This is a genomic window from Embleya sp. NPDC127516, from assembly GCF_044765325.1.
Lineage (GTDB): Bacteria > Actinomycetota > Actinomycetes > Streptomycetales > Streptomycetaceae > Embleya.
On record NZ_JBIWJT010000008.1, the window covers coordinates 223,672 to 237,577 of the forward strand.

Consider the following 13,906-nt stretch of genomic DNA (forward strand, 5'->3'; position numbering starts at 1 on the left):
CGCTTGCGCGTCCTCGAACCCGTGCGCCAGCCTCGGGAGATGCCCTCGGATACCCGTGTCCACGACATCGTCCTGTTCGGCGCGACCGGGTTCACCGGCGAACTGACCGCCGCCTACCTTGCCCGCGCCGCCCCGCCCACGACCCGCTGGGCCCTGGCGGGCCGCGACGCGCGGAAGTTGCGCGCGCTCCGGGACCGCCTCGCCGTGATCGACCCGCGCCACGCCGACCTCCCCCTGCTGTGCGTGCGCGCCGACGACACCGCCGCCCTGGCCGAACTCGCCGCCTCGACCCGCGTGGTGGCCACCACCGTCGGGCCCTACCTCCGGCACGGCGGCCCGCTCGTCGCCGCGTGTGCGGCGGCCGGCACCGACTACGTCGACCTGTGCGGCGAGGCGGAGTTCGTCGACCGGGTCTACCTGGACCAGCACGCCACCGCGGTCGCGACCGGGGCGCGACTCGTGCACGCGTGCGGCTTCGACTCGATCCCGCACGACCTGGGCGTGCTGTACACCGTGGGCCTGCTGCCCCGGGACGTACCGATCCGGGTGGACGGCTTCGTCCGGGCGAGCGGCACCTTCTCCGGCGGCACCTTCCACTCCGCGATGAACGCGTTCACCCGACTCCGCGAGGCCGACCGCGCGCACCGGGCCCGCCGCGCCGCCGAGCCCGCGCCACTCGGCCGCCGGGTCCGGATCGGCACCGGCCCGCCCCGGCTGGACCGCACCACCGGGATGTGGGCGATCCCGCTGCCCACGATCGACCCGCACGTGGTGGTCCGCTCCGCCGCCGCGCTGCCCGACTACGGCCCCGACTTCGGCTACCGGCACTACGCGGCCGTCAAGCACCTCCCGGTCGCGCTGGCCGGCGCCGTCGGCCTGGGCACCCTGGTCGGCCTGGCCCGGATCGGCCCGGTCCGCGAACGCCTGCTCGCCCGCCGCGCGGCCGGCACCGGCCCCTCCGCCGCCGCCCGCGACAGGTCCTGGTTCCGGGTGCTGTTCGTCGCCGACGCGGGCGACCGCCGGCTGATCACCGAGGTGGCCGGCGGCGACCCCGGCTACACCGAGACCGCCAAGATGTTGGCCGAGTCCGCGCTGTCCCTGGCCCACGACCGACTCCCGGAGACCGCGGGCCAGACGACGCCGGCCGCCGCCCTCGGCGACGCCCTGATCACCCGGCTGCGCTCCGCCGGCATCTCCTTCCGCGTGCTCCGCGACGAGAAGCGCCCCTGACCGGCGCCGCCCGCCCGCCGCCGATCGGTCGTGCCGCCGGCGGGCGGCACCGACACGCCCCTGGGCCGTCCGGGGGACCGTGTGTGTAGCCGACCGCCGTCGCGACCAGGCTCACCCCATGGCCGATCTGCCGGTGTATCCGCCCATGCTCGCCACCTCGGGATCGTTGCCGCCGGCCGTCGAGGACGATCGTTGGGCGTACGAGACGAAGCTGGACGGTCAGCGGTGTCTGGGCTATCTCCCGGGGGACGGCACGGTGCTGCTGCGGGCGCGTTCGGGGGCCGACATCACCGGCGCCTACCCGGAGCTGCGCGCGCTGCGCACCGCGTTGGGCACCCGGTCGGCGGTGCTGGACGGCGAGGTGGTCGCGCTGGACGAGCGTGGGCACAGCGACTTCGAACGCCTTCAGTCCCGGATGGGGTTGGCCGACCACCCCGCCGAGGCGGCCCGGATGCGCGATCGGGTGCCCGCCCGGCTGCTGCTGTTCGACGTGTTGCTGCTGTCCGGCCGACCACTGATCGATCGTCCCTACGCGGAGCGGCGTCGGGTGCTGGAGGGGCTCGAACTGAACGGACCGCACTGGTCGACGCCGGCGGCGCTGATCGGGCACGGCGAGACCGCGCTCACGGCGACCCGCGCGGAGGGCCTGGAGGGGTTGGTCTGCAAGCGGCTGGACTCGGTGTACACCCCGGGCGAGCGCTCGCGGCACTGGGTGAAGATCCGGCACGTGCACACCCTGGACGTGATCGTGGGCGGCTGGGTGCCCGGTCGCGGCCGGCTCACCGGTCTGCCCGGCGCGCTGCTGGTCGGTGTGCGCGAGGGTGGTGTGCTGCGTTACGTCGGCGCGGTGGGCACCGGCTTCGGTGACCGGGACCGGGCCGTACTGGGCGAATTGTTGCGGGTGTCCGCGATCGACGCGTGCCCGTTCACGCCGGAGCCGGAGGTGGCCGACGCGCGCTGGGTGCTGCCCCGGCTGATCGGCGAGGTCCGGTACGCGACACTCACTCGCGCGGGACTGTTGCGCCACCCGTCCTGGCATCGCCTGCGCCCGGATCTGGCCGAGGACTGATCCGGGCCGATGCCTACGGGGCGTGTCCTACGGCAGTCGGCCGGTGGTGCTCGCGGCCAGCAGTGGCGCGAAGACGTCGCCGTCGCGCGTCACCCGTTCGAGGACTTGGGCCGGGTCGAACACCAGCTCGGCGTCCGATTCGACCTCGGCCCAGGACACCGGCGTGGACACGGTCGGCTCGGGCTGCGCGCGCAGGGTGTACGGCGCGGCGGTGGTCTTGGCACTGGCGTTTTGGCTCCAGTCCACGAACACGTGTCCCGCCCGCAGATTCTTGGCCATCCGGTGCACGACCAGGTCGGGCCGATCCCGCTCCAGGCGCACCGCGAGCGCTTTGGCGTACGCCCCGACCGCGGCCTCCGGGGTCGGCTCCAGGGCCGCGTACAGGTGCAGCCCCTTGCTGCCCGAGGTCTTGGCCACGCAGGTCAACCCGTCCGCCGCGAGCAGGTCGCGGGCCAGCAGCGCGACCTCGCGGCATTCGGCCATGCCCGCCCCCGGCCCGGGGTCCAGGTCCAACACCAGCCGGTCGTGGCCGTCGGGGTCGGCGCCCCACTGCGGCACGTGCAGCTCGATCGCGGCCAGGTTGGCCGCCCACATCAGGGTGGCCAGCGAGTCGACGTCGACCTGCTGCCTGCTCTCGTCCCGGCCGACGACCTCGATCGTGCTCACCCAGTCGGGCGCACCCGGCGGCACATGCTTGTTGTAGAAGCGGCTCCCGCCGTCCACCCCGTGCGGAAAGCGGATGAACGTGGCCGGGCGCCCGGTCAGGTGCGGGAGCAGGACCGGGGCGACCTTGGCGTAGTAGTCCAGTGCCTGGCCCTTGGTGTATCCGGTCTCGGGCCACCACACCTTGTCCAGGTGGGTGAGCGTCAGCGAACGTCCGTCGACTGTCGTGGCGATGCGGTCCGGCATACGGTAAAGGTCCCCTTGTGTCCAGATATCGATGCATAATCCGCGAAAGTGGAGAGCCGATGCGCAGCAGTTGGAAAGGTGCGATCACGTTCGGGCTGGTGAGCATCCCGGTCCAACTCTTCCCCGCCACCGAGGAACACAACGTGCCCCTGCATCAGGTGCACGAGAAGGACGGCGGCCGGATCCGCCTCAAGCGCTACTGCGAGTTGGAGGAGCGCGAGGTCCCGTACAAGGAGATCGCCAAGGCGTACGAAGCGCCCGACGGCCGGCAGGCGGTGCTCACCGATCAGGACATGGCGGAGTTGCCGCTGCCCAGCAAGAAGGTCATCGACGTGCTCGCGTTCGTGGACGTGGACGAGATCGATCCGCTGATGTTGTCCAAGGCGTACTACCTCCAGACCGCGACCCCCGCCGCCGCCAAGCCGTACGTACTGCTGCGCGAGGCGCTGAACAAGGCGGGCAAGTCCGCGGTCACCAAGATCACCCTGCGCACCCGGGAGAGCCTGGCCCTGCTGCGCGTGCACGACGACATCCTGATCCTGCAGACCATGCTCTGGCCGGACGAGGTGCGCACGTCCGAGGGGCTGGCCCCCGAGGGCCGGTTCGACATCCGGCCGCAGGAGTTGAAGATGGCCACGTCGTTGATGGACACGCTGAGCGAGGACTTCGACTTCCAGGCGCTGCACGACGACTACAAGGAGGCGCTCGACTCGCTGGTCGTCGCGCGCCTGGAGGGCACCGCCCCGGCCGCCGCCGAGGAAGAGCGGGCCGAGACGCCGGACAACGTGGTCGACCTGATGGCCGCGCTCACCGCGAGCGTCGAGGCGGCGAACAAGGGCCACGGCCGGGCCGCGTCGGGCCGGAAGAGTGCCGCGCGCAAGCCGGCGGCGAAGACCTCCGCGAAGACCTCGACGAAGGACTCGTCGGGGAGCAAGTCCTCGGCCGAGTCCTCGGCGAAGTCGAGCACGAAGAAGAGCGCGGCGAAGAAGACCACGCGCAAGCGCACCAGCGCCTGAGCACCGGGCCGGTCGCCGGAGGCCGGTCGGCGGCGGTCGGCCGCCGGCGGTCATTCGGTCGGGAAGGCCGCCACCCGCTGGTCCAGCGGCACCGGCTCCTCGGCGATACCGTCCGCCGAACCGCTCGCGAACCGCGCGCACACGCCGCGGCAGGCGAAGGTCTGCCGTTCCTCCACATGCCCGACCGGCACCGCGTCGTGCGCGGGTCGGTCCGCTGCGGCCCGCAGGTCGCGGCCGCACATCGTGCAGGCCAGGCCGTAGGTCATCTCGACCGTGGTCTCCGGTCGAGAGCTTCGGCGGTGTCCCGCGATCGAGTGCTGTGAGTACATGGGTTCGAATCCTCTGGTCGGTCTGGTGCGCGGATGTCCGGATCGCCGCAGACGACGCCGCCATGGGTGACGGCATACGAGGTGCCCTCGGTCTCCCCAAAGTACTCCTCCCGTTCCGCCGCCCAGACCCCCTCGCGGAATCGTTTCGACACCGGATCGCGTCGCTCGCACCGATCCTCGGCGACCGATCCCGGACATGGCCGCGGGGCCCGTCGCTTCGACAGGCCCCGCGTCCGGCGGTTCGACGACGTGTCGACTACCAGCGATACCAACGCCCACGACGGCCACCCGCACCGGCGCTGCGGAACACGAACCCGAGGGCCCAGAGCACCAGCACGATCACGGCTATCCACCAGAGGGCTTTCAGGGCGAATCCTGCACCGAACAGGATCAATGCGAGCAAAAGCACGACAAGCAGCGGAATCATCTTGAACCACCTCCGCCCGACGTCTGCCCCGAATGATTCGCTTCACGCGGTGCGATCGCAGACTTGTTCGGAGATCTATGCCGGGGGCTCCGCGCGCAGGTCCGCGGCCACCCGCGCGCCGATCTCCCGGACCACGTCCGCGAGCAGTTCGACATCCGCCTCGGTGCTTCGCCAGTTCACGATCGCCGGGCGCAGTGCGACCCGGCCCCGGTAGACGGTGGTGCCCGCGTACACCCGACCGTCCTCGTTGAGTTCGGCGCCGAGTCGGCGGTTGAGCTCGTCCAGTTCGGCCTCCCCGGTCGGCCCGGTCGGGCGGTAGCGAAAGCACACGACGCACAGCCGCACCGGGGCCAGTAACTCCAGGTCGGGGGCCTGCTCGACCAGCGCGCCGAGGTGGTTCGCGAGGTCGTTGTGCCGCTCGATCATCGCCCGGTATCCGGAGCGGCCGTACGCGCGCAGCGTGGCCCAGATCGGCAGTGACCGGGCCCGGCGTGAGGATTCCGGCCCGAGCGAGCCGTAGTTGAGGTGGGTGTCGCCGGCGCCGGGCAGATACGGGGCGTTCCACGCGCCGAACGCCCTGCCCATCACCGCGGCGTCGCGGACGAACACGAATCCGCTCTCGTACGGCACGTTGAGCCATTTGTGCCCGTCGGACGCCACCGAGTGCGCGCGCTCGACGCCTTTGACCAGATGCCGCAACCGCGGCGAGACGCCGGCGAACAGGCCGAACGCGCCGTCCACGTGCAGCCACGCGCCGTAGCGTCGGGCCAGGTCGGCGAGCGCGTCGATCGGGTCGAAGTCACCGGTGTCCACCTCGCCGGCGGTGGCGATGAGTACGGCGGGCCCGTCGATCTCGATCAGCGCGCGCTCCATCGCGTCGATGTCCACCCGACCCGCGTCGTCGCGCGCGCACACCCGGAGCGTGTCCCGCCCGCAGCCCAGGATCTGCAGGGCCTTGCGATTGCTGGGATGCACGTAGCCGCTGGTGAGCACCGGCATGGTCGGCAGTCCGGCCAGCCCGTCGGCGGTGACGTCCACGCCGTGTTGCGCGGCCCACCAGTACCGCGCGCAGGTGAGCGCCGTGAGATTGGCGAACGTCGCACTCGGCGTGAGCACCGCGCCGTACGAGTCGGGCAGCCCGAACAGGTCCTTGAGCCAACCGAGCACCACCGTCTCGGTCTCGGTCGCCAGCGGCGACGCGGCCCACAGTCCGGCCACCTGGTCGAGCAGCCCGGTGATCCAGTCGCCGGCCTGGGCGGCCGGGGTGGCTCCGCCGACGACGAAGTGGAAGAACCGGGGACCCGAGGACTGCGTCGCGGCGCGGGTGCCCACGTCGAGCAGTTCCTCGATGCTGGCCAACGTGCCGTCGCCACGCTCGGGCAGCGGTCCGCCCAGCCGGTCGAAGAGCACGTCGGCGGCCGGGATCCGCACCGGCAGCCCGGGCAGCGCCTCCAGGTAGGGCCCGGCGGCCTTGGCCACCAGGTCGAGGGCGGGCCGGGCGAGGTCACGTTCGTGGAGGGGGTCAGCCATCCTTGCAGGGGACCACGCGAAGCCCGGCCGCGTCGAGTATTTCCGTGTCACGCAAGGCTGTTGACGGATCATCAGACCCGCCGCGCGTGGGCCGAGGCGGGAGTGGGGAGGATCCCGTGCCGGGGGGCCGATGACCTCGACCTGGAGGAAGCGTGGCAACCGACATCGCGCGGACCCATCACCGGGGCGGTGACCTCGACGAGATCGGGCGGGTGCTGCTCGACATCTACGCCGAGGTCTACGCGGCGGATCTGGACCGACCCTTCCACTCGGTGCCGACCTTCGCGGAGCGGTTGGCGCGTTACGCCGCGGCGCCCGGCTTCGAGTGCGTCGTGGGGTGGAGCCGCGACATCCCGGTCGGCTACGCCTTCGGGTACACGCTCCAGGCCGGCGCGCGCTGGTGGACCGGACTCACCGAGCCGGTGCCGGCGGCGGACATCGAGGAGGACGGACGGCGTACGTTCGCGCTCAACGAGCTGATGGTCCGCGAACCGTGGCGCGGTTCCGGCGCGGCCCGCACCATCCACGACACGCTCCTCGCGGCCCGCACCGAACAGCGGGTGACCCTGCTGGTGGATCCGACCCACCCCAGGGTCCTCGCGCTGTATCTGCGCTGGGGCTATCGCGTGCTCGGCGACCTGCGTCCGGCCTGGCCGGACGCGCCGCTGCTCACCGCGCTGCTCCTGGATCGCACCTGACCGGCGTCGGTCGCCTGCGGGCCGCTCGGGTCGTGGTTGGCGGACCTGAGCGCCCGACCGGGCCATCCCCCGCCGAGAAGCTTGCCTCTGTTTAGTTTCGGCGCGCGTGCGTAGGGTGCGCGCCATGAGTGACGCGACCGCGAACAAGCGGCTGATCGAGCAGTTCTGGCAGGACCTGTACGCCCGCGACTTCGCCAAGGTCGCGGCCTACTTCGCCGCCGACGGCCACTACACGGACGTCGCCGCGCCCGGGCCCGGCGCGACCGGACCGGCGGCCGTGGAGGCCCGGCTGCGGCTGGGCCTGGAGATGCTCTCCGGCTACATCCACCACCACAAGAGCACCGTCGCCGAGGGCGACCTGGTGGTGACCGAGCACGCCGAGGAGTGGCACTGGGAGAGCGGCGAGCAGGTGGTGCTGCCGTTCGTGTCGATCCACGAGTTCCGCGACGGCGAGATCGTGCGCTGGCACGACTACTGGGACTTCGGCACGTTGATGAACGCCGCACCGCAGTGGTGGTTGGAGCACGTCGCCAAGGGCTACGCGCAGGACGCCTGACCGGCCGACCGCTCGACGCCGGGTGCTCCGGCCGACCGCCCACGACTTCGGCCGTGGGCGGTTCTCGGGTCGGCGGGAGTATCCGCCCGCCCCGGAGCGGGCGCTTCCCCGGGGCACCCGATCGGGACGGTCAGCTGCGCGGTTCGATGCGTTCGACCACCGTGTCCGCGATCTGCGCCAGCATCGCGATCTGTTCCTCGGTGAGCAGGTCGATCAGGTTCCGCCGGACCGAGGCGACGTGGTGCGGCGCGGCCTCCTCGATCACCCGCAGCCCCTCGGCGGTCAGCACGACCTCGGCGCCGCGGCCGTCGCCCGCGCACTCCTCGCGTCGGACCAGGCCGCGCTGCTGCATACGTTTGACGTGGTGCGACATCCGGCTCTGCGACCACAACATGCGCTCGGCCAACTCGCCCAGTCGGCGGCGATGGCCGGTCGCCTCGGACAGCTCGGACAACACGTCGTAGTCGGGGTCCGACAGCCCCGAGTCGACGGCCAGATCACGGGCCACCCGGGTATCCACGAGCAGTCGCAACCGCCGATACCCCCGCCACGCGCGCTGCTGCCCGGGGTCCAGCCAGGGCGTCTCCTCGATGCGGGCCATGGCCACCAATCTAGCAGCTACTTGACATGTCATGTACTTGGTCGGGACGATCTACATGACACATCAACTACTTCGCCGACCCCGACGAGCGCCGGGCGTGCGGCCAGGAAGGCGGATGCCTCGTGAGCACCCCCGTTCGCCTGCCGAATCGGCTGATCCGCCTGTTCCTCGGCCTGGCCCTGTTCGGCGTCGGCATCGCGCTGATGGTGCGCGCCCGACTCGGCCTGGACGCGTGGAACGTGCTGCACGAGGGCGTCGCGGAGCGGACCGGGCTGCCGTTCGGGCAGGTCGTGATCGGCACCGCCGTCCTGGTCCTGCTGCTGTGGATCCCGCTGCGGCAGCGCCCCGGGTTCGGCACGATCGCCAACGTCGTGGTCGTCGGCCTGGTCGTGGACGGCGTGTTGTGGCTGCTGCCCGCACCGGAGAACCTGCCGCTGCGGGCGGCGCTGTTGGCCGCCGCGATCGTGCTCACCGCGCTCGCCACCGGCTTGTACATCGGCGCCGGACTCGGCCCGGGCCCGCGCGACGGGCTGATGACCGGTTGGGCCGCTCGCGGTCACTCGATCCGGCTGGGCCGCACCGTGATCGAGGTGACCGTCCTGGGCACGGGCGTCCTGCTCGGCGGCACGGTCGGCGTCGGCACGATCGTCTTCACCCTCGCCATCGGGCCACTGGCCCACTGGTTCCTGCCTCGACTGACACCGAAGCCCGCATCGAAAGCGAGTCGCCCACGATGGACACGAAACTCCTCGGCACCGACCGACGCGGCGTCCTCACCACGCTCAAGCGGGACGGCCGCCCCCAACTCTCCCCGGTCTCCTACCTGTGGGAGCCGGACCGCCGGTTGATCCGGATCTCGGCCACCGTCGACCGCGCCAAGACCCGCAACCTGGCCCGCGACCCGCGCGCGAGCTTCCTGGTCACCGCTCCCGACTACGACGCCTACCTGGTCGCCGAGGGCCACGCCGAGATCAGTGCCGCGTGCCAGTCGCCCGACGACCCGATCGCCGACGAACTCGTCGAGGTATACCGCCTGATCGTCGGCGAGCACCCGGACTGGGCCGAATACCGCGACGTGATGGCGACGGAACACCGCGTGGTCATCCGGATCACCGTCGAGCGCACCTACGGCTGGTCCCGCACCTGAGCGGACCGCCCCGAATACGTCGCGTTCCCGGGCCGCGGGGTTGCCCGGGAACGCGACCCCGCCCTACCGCCCGCGCACCGGCGCCGGCCGCCGGTCCCGACCGACGGCCGGGCCGACACCGCGGCCGTCCGTGATGTGCGCCGACCGTCCCGCGCCGCCCTCGGGCCGAGCACGCGAGAATTGGTCCAGGTCTCGGCACGACGTAGAGTTCCGCCGGGGTTTTGTGGCGGCGGCGAGCACAGGAAACGGCAACGGCGATGACAGCGAGTAGTGGGATTCAGGCGGACACGGGCGTGGCGGAGGGCATCGATCCCGCGCGTATGGAGTTGTGCCTGAGCGTGCTCGCCGAGGTCGAGGAACTGGACGTCGAGCACCCGGACGCGGTCCGGATCCGGCGGGCCACGGCCGGGATCTACAAGAGCGTCAAGGAGCGCCGCCGCAAGGAGCGCCGGGACCGGGTGATCGCCAACGACGAGGCGGTCACCGCCGCCACCGCGACCGGCGCGCCGGGCCGGATCGACGACGAGACCCTCGGCATCGCGCTGACCACGGTCACCACGACCGAGATCGCCGGCGTCCTGGAACGCGCCCGGGCCTGCTACATCTGCAAAAAGCGCTACCGCGAGGTGGACGCGTTCTACCACCAGCTCTGTCCCGAGTGCGCCGCCGAGAACCGGGCCCGCCGCGACCAGCGCACCGACCTGACCGGGCGCCGCGCCCTGCTCACCGGCGGCCGGGCCAAGATCGGCATGTACATCGCGCTGCGCCTGCTCCGCGACGGCGCGCACACCACGATCACCACTCGCTTCCCCAACGACGCGATCCGCCGCTTCGCCGCGATGCCGGACAGCGCGGACTGGCTGCACCGGCTCAAGATCGCCGGGATAGACCTGCGCGACCCGGCCCAGGTGGTCGCGCTGGCCGACTCGGTGGCCGAGGCCGGACCGCTGGACATCCTGATCAACAACGCCGCACAGACGGTGCGCCGGACCCCGCAGGCGTACGCGGCACTGGCCGCCGCCGAGGCCGCGCCGCTGCCGGCCGGCGAACTGCCGGAGATGGTCTCGTTCGGACACATCGGCGGCAGCGGCCACGTACTGCTGCCCGGGCAGTCCCGCGCGGAGGAGCAGGCGCTGACCCCGCAGGCACTCACCGCGCTCGCCCTGACCAGCGGTTCGGCCTCGCCCGCCCGGATCGAGACCGGCACCGCGATCGACGCGGGCGGCCTGGTCCCAGACCTGGATCCGGTCAACAGCTGGACGCAACGCGTGCACGAGGTGGACCCGGTCGAGTTGCTCGAAGTGCAACTGTGCAATGTGACCGCTCCGTTCGTCCTGGTCAGCCGACTGCGTCCGGCGATGGCCGCGGCCAAGGCCCGGCGCAAGTACGTGGTCAACGTGTCCGCGATGGAGGGCCAGTTCAGCCGCGGCTACAAGGGCCCCGGCCACCCGCACACGAACATGGCCAAGGCCGCGCTGAACATGCTGACCCGCACCAGTGCCGAGGAGATGCTCTCCGACGGCATCCTGATGACGGCCGTGGACACCGGCTGGATCACCGACGAGCGCCCGCACCCGCAGAAGATGCGGCTCGCCGACGAGGGCTTCCACGCGCCGCTCGACCTGGTCGACGGCGCGGCCCGGGTGTACGACCCGATCGTGCGCGGCGAGGCCGGCGAGGACCTGTACGGCTGCTTCCTCAAGGACTACGCGCCGGCCGCCTGGTAGGCCCCCGACCTGCGTGTTCCGGCCCCGGCGGAGGTTCCCGCCGGGGCCGGTTCGGGTTCGGTCGGGATTCGCCAAAAAAAACATTCGCCGACGCTGAACCCTTTCCGACCCCTCCCCCGTACTGCTGGATGTCGACGCGCAACGACCGGCACGCGAACCGGTCGACTCGGGAACGGAACCCAAAATCCGTCTCCCGTACCGCCGTTCGGCAAACCATCAATCACACTCCGGGGGTTCACCATGTCTGTTTTCAGCACCCGCAGCCTCGCCGCCGTCGCCATCGCCGGTGCGCTCGGTCTCGGACTGTCCGCGTGCGGCAGTGACTCGAAGGACGACGGCAAGGCCGCCGGCACCGCGACGCAGCCCACCGGGCAGCAGTCCCAGCCCGCGCCGAACACGCCCGGCACGCCCGCCGCGCCCGCTCAGAGTGCGAACGGTACGGCGGGCAAGGCCGTGTTGAAGGCGGGCACGGACGCCAAGCTCGGCCCGATCGTCGCCGACGGCGCCGGCTTCACGCTGTACCGCTTCGACAAGGACACCGCCAAGCCGTCCAAGTCGAACTGCGAGGGCGACTGCCTCGCGAAGTGGCCCGCCGTCACCACCACCGGCGGCGTCACCCTCAACGGCGTCGACCAGTCCGTCGTCGGCAGCGTGACCCGCGGCGACGGCAGCACCCAGGTCACCATCGGCGGCTGGCCGGTGTACCGGTTCGCGGCCGACACCAAGCCCGGCGAGACCAAGGGCCAGGGTGTGGGCGGCACTTGGTTCGCGGTGACCCCCGACGGCAAGAAGGCCGGCGTGACCGCGACCACGGCGCCGCCGAGCGACAAGCCCTCGACCGGCGGCTACGGCTACTGATCGCACCCGGCGCCGGCGCGGCCTCGGCTCGCCACCGGCCGACTCCCAAGCGGCACAAGCCGATTGGCCATCCATAGGCACCACGGCAACAACACGACGGCAACGACGCCGCGGTAACGACACCGCGGCGGTGACTCCGGCCCGCGCGCCCCCGCGCCACGCACGCGGACGAGGCCCGGCCGGACAACCCACGCGCATTCCACGACCCATGTCTTCGGGGAGACTCGTCATGTCCGCACGCAAGTACACGCTGCCCACCGTCGCCTTGTCCGCCACGCTCGCGCTCGCGGTCACCGGATGCTCGTCCTCGGACACCAAGTCCGCTGCCACGAAGAACGATTCGACCAACGTGTCCGCGGCCAAGGCGGGCAACGACCCCGGCTCGCCCGGTGGCGAACACGGCGGCGAGCACGGCTCCGAACACGGCGGAGCGGTTCCCGCCTCCGACCGGACCACCACCGGCGCGGCCGAACCCGCGACCGGCGAGGAGACCTTCTTCGCCGCGGGCCTGTCCGGCGCGAACGAGGTCCCCGGCGGCAACGCGGCGGTGGGCGACAAGGACGGCAAGGGCACCGCGCTGGTCCGGATCAAGGGCGACCAGGTCAGCTTCGGGATCCGTTGGGAGGGCACCGGCGCGCCGACCGCGGCCCACCTGCACCTGGGCGGCAAGGGCAGGAACGGCGAGGTCAAGGTGCCGTTCTTCGCGACCGCGCTGCCCGACACCGCGAACGCGGTGACCGGAAGCGTCAAGGTCACCGACGCCGCGCTGCTGGAGAAGATCAAGAGCGACCCGGCGAGCCTGTACTTCAACATGCACACCGGCGAGTTCCCCGGCGGCGCGATCCGCGGCCAGTTGGTCGCGCTCGCCGGCCCGGTCGACATGAACAGCGTGCTCAAGAACGGCACGTTGCCCGCCGAGGCGACCGGGAAGCAGGAGGTGCAGAACGCCGAGGGCAAGAAGACCGGCGACCCGGACGGCCGTGCGGACACCTCGGTCCGCCCGTGGGGCAACTGCATCGACTGGTCGTTTTCCTGGACGGGTGTCGCCCCGCCCACGCTGGGCCACCTGCACAAGGCCGCGGCGGGCGCCAACGGTGACGTGGTCGCGCCGCTGTTCGACGCGAAGGGCGGACTGCCGCAGTCGGTGACCGGCCTGGCCGGCACCGTGGAGGGCATCGACCCGGCGGTCGTCGAGCGGATCAACGCGACGCCGGCGAACTACTACACCAACCTGCACACGGGCGAGTTCCCGGGCGGCGCGGTGCGCGGACAGCTCGACCGCAAGGTGGCCCCGAAGTCGCCGGCGCTGAACCTGTCGGTGCTCACCGGCAAGCAGATCTACCAGTGCACGACCAAGGACGGCGCGAGCTCCTTCACCCAGCTCGACGTGGCGGCCAAGCTCCAGGGCGACCTCAAGCACAGCTTCGTGAACCCGGCCGCCGGTCCGCCGCAGTGGATCGCCCCGGACGGCAGCGCGGTGACCGGCGCGGTGGCGACCAAGCTGCCGAACGGGGATGGCAACATCCCCGAGCTGGTGCTGAAGGCGACCCAGACCGGCAAGCCGGGCCTGCTGCTCTCCGCGACCACCCAGGTGCTGCGACTGAACACCCGGGGCGGTGTGGCTCCGGCCGGCACGTGTGACCCGGCGACCCGGCCCACCGCCGAAGTGCCGTACCAGGCCGACTACCTGTTCATCGGCTGACCGAAATCCCGCTCCCCCGAGCCGGATCGTCCCCGGAAAGACCCCGAAGGGCCGCGCGTCCAACCCCCACGCGCGGCCCTTCGGCATGTCCGCTCCCGCGACCGGGC

Annotated in this window: 15 protein-coding genes; 10 read left to right on the forward strand and 5 right to left on the reverse strand. The window is 71.9% G+C overall.

Going from position 1 to position 13,906, the window contains the following annotated elements:
* The first annotated feature begins 39 nt into the window (after nucleotides 1–39).
* Complete coding sequence (locus tag ACIRL2_RS17810) at nucleotides 40–1,230, forward strand: saccharopine dehydrogenase family protein (protein WP_395863740.1); 1,191 nt, start codon at nucleotides 40–42, stop codon at nucleotides 1,228–1,230.
* 118 nt (nucleotides 1,231–1,348) lie between these two features.
* The gene (gene ligD / locus ACIRL2_RS17815; protein WP_402233083.1) at nucleotides 1,349–2,299 is read left to right on the forward strand and encodes a non-homologous end-joining DNA ligase; all 951 of its coding nucleotides are present in this window, start codon (nucleotides 1,349–1,351) and stop codon (nucleotides 2,297–2,299) included.
* Nucleotides 2,300–2,326: 27 nt separating this feature from the next.
* Here the strand turns inward: ligD (ACIRL2_RS17815) and ligD (ACIRL2_RS17820) are convergent, their stop codons facing one another.
* The gene (ligD, locus tag ACIRL2_RS17820) at nucleotides 2,327–3,208 is read right to left on the reverse strand and encodes a non-homologous end-joining DNA ligase (protein ID WP_402233086.1); all 882 of its coding nucleotides are present in this window, start codon (nucleotides 3,206–3,208) and stop codon (nucleotides 2,327–2,329) included.
* Between the two features lie 59 nt (nucleotides 3,209–3,267).
* Here ligD (ACIRL2_RS17820) and ACIRL2_RS17825 point away from each other — a divergent pair, with 59 nt between their 5' ends.
* Nucleotides 3,268–4,224 carry a Ku protein gene (locus tag ACIRL2_RS17825; RefSeq protein ID WP_402233088.1) on the forward strand — a complete coding sequence of 319 codons (957 nt, stop codon included), beginning with the start codon at nucleotides 3,268–3,270 and terminating at the stop codon, nucleotides 4,222–4,224.
* Nucleotides 4,225–4,274: 50 nt separating this feature from the next.
* On the opposite strand, the gene ACIRL2_RS17830 is transcribed toward ACIRL2_RS17825, so the two are convergent.
* The 3 genes from ACIRL2_RS17830 to ACIRL2_RS17840 form a co-directional block, all read right to left on the reverse strand.
* Nucleotides 4,275–4,553 (reverse strand): hypothetical protein, encoded by a 279-nt coding sequence (locus ACIRL2_RS17830; RefSeq protein WP_395863732.1) that lies wholly within the window; start codon nucleotides 4,551–4,553, stop codon nucleotides 4,275–4,277.
* A gap of 256 nt (nucleotides 4,554–4,809) precedes the next feature.
* Nucleotides 4,810–4,980 carry a DUF5670 family protein gene (locus ACIRL2_RS17835; RefSeq protein WP_355537031.1) on the reverse strand — a complete coding sequence of 57 codons (171 nt, stop codon included), beginning with the start codon at nucleotides 4,978–4,980 and terminating at the stop codon, nucleotides 4,810–4,812.
* A gap of 75 nt (nucleotides 4,981–5,055) precedes the next feature.
* Nucleotides 5,056–6,510, reverse strand: coding sequence for a pyridoxal phosphate-dependent decarboxylase family protein (locus tag ACIRL2_RS17840; RefSeq protein ID WP_395863730.1), 1,455 nt, complete (start codon nucleotides 6,508–6,510; stop codon nucleotides 5,056–5,058).
* A gap of 152 nt (nucleotides 6,511–6,662) precedes the next feature.
* On the opposite strand from ACIRL2_RS17840, the gene ACIRL2_RS17845 reads away from it, so the two are divergent.
* Together ACIRL2_RS17845 and ACIRL2_RS17850 are read left to right on the forward strand one after the other, a co-directional pair.
* Nucleotides 6,663–7,208, forward strand: a complete 546-nt coding sequence (locus ACIRL2_RS17845; protein ID WP_395863728.1) for a GNAT family N-acetyltransferase — start codon at nucleotides 6,663–6,665, stop codon at nucleotides 7,206–7,208.
* Between the two features lie 124 nt (nucleotides 7,209–7,332).
* Nucleotides 7,333–7,764, forward strand: a complete 432-nt coding sequence (locus ACIRL2_RS17850; RefSeq protein WP_402233091.1) for a nuclear transport factor 2 family protein — start codon at nucleotides 7,333–7,335, stop codon at nucleotides 7,762–7,764.
* A gap of 130 nt (nucleotides 7,765–7,894) precedes the next feature.
* On the opposite strand, the gene ACIRL2_RS17855 is transcribed toward ACIRL2_RS17850, so the two are convergent.
* Nucleotides 7,895–8,365: a MarR family winged helix-turn-helix transcriptional regulator gene (locus tag ACIRL2_RS17855; RefSeq protein ID WP_395863724.1), complete on the reverse strand. Its 471-nt coding sequence runs from the start codon at nucleotides 8,363–8,365 to the stop codon at nucleotides 7,895–7,897.
* Nucleotides 8,366–8,487: 122 nt separating this feature from the next.
* On the opposite strand from ACIRL2_RS17855, the gene ACIRL2_RS17860 reads away from it, so the two are divergent.
* The 5 genes from ACIRL2_RS17860 to ACIRL2_RS17880 all read left to right on the forward strand — a co-directional run bounded on the left by ACIRL2_RS17860 (nucleotide 8,488) and on the right by ACIRL2_RS17880 (nucleotide 13,799).
* On the forward strand, nucleotides 8,488–9,213 hold the full coding sequence (locus tag ACIRL2_RS17860) for a YitT family protein (RefSeq protein WP_402233095.1): 726 nt from the start codon (nucleotides 8,488–8,490) through the stop codon (nucleotides 9,211–9,213).
* Nucleotides 9,099–9,512: a PPOX class F420-dependent oxidoreductase gene (locus ACIRL2_RS17865; RefSeq protein ID WP_395863720.1), complete on the forward strand. Its 414-nt coding sequence runs from the start codon at nucleotides 9,099–9,101 to the stop codon at nucleotides 9,510–9,512. The genes ACIRL2_RS17860 and ACIRL2_RS17865 overlap by 115 nt, the downstream gene beginning before the upstream one ends.
* 257 nt (nucleotides 9,513–9,769) lie before the next feature.
* The gene (locus ACIRL2_RS17870; protein ID WP_395863718.1) at nucleotides 9,770–11,239 is read left to right on the forward strand and encodes an SDR family NAD(P)-dependent oxidoreductase; all 1,470 of its coding nucleotides are present in this window, start codon (nucleotides 9,770–9,772) and stop codon (nucleotides 11,237–11,239) included.
* 240 nt (nucleotides 11,240–11,479) lie between these two features.
* Nucleotides 11,480–12,097: a hypothetical protein gene (locus ACIRL2_RS17875; protein ID WP_395863716.1), complete on the forward strand. Its 618-nt coding sequence runs from the start codon at nucleotides 11,480–11,482 to the stop codon at nucleotides 12,095–12,097.
* Nucleotides 12,098–12,326: 229 nt separating this feature from the next.
* Nucleotides 12,327–13,799: a CHRD domain-containing protein gene (locus tag ACIRL2_RS17880; RefSeq protein ID WP_395863715.1), complete on the forward strand. Its 1,473-nt coding sequence runs from the start codon at nucleotides 12,327–12,329 to the stop codon at nucleotides 13,797–13,799.
* Nucleotides 13,800–13,906 lie beyond the last annotated feature (107 nt).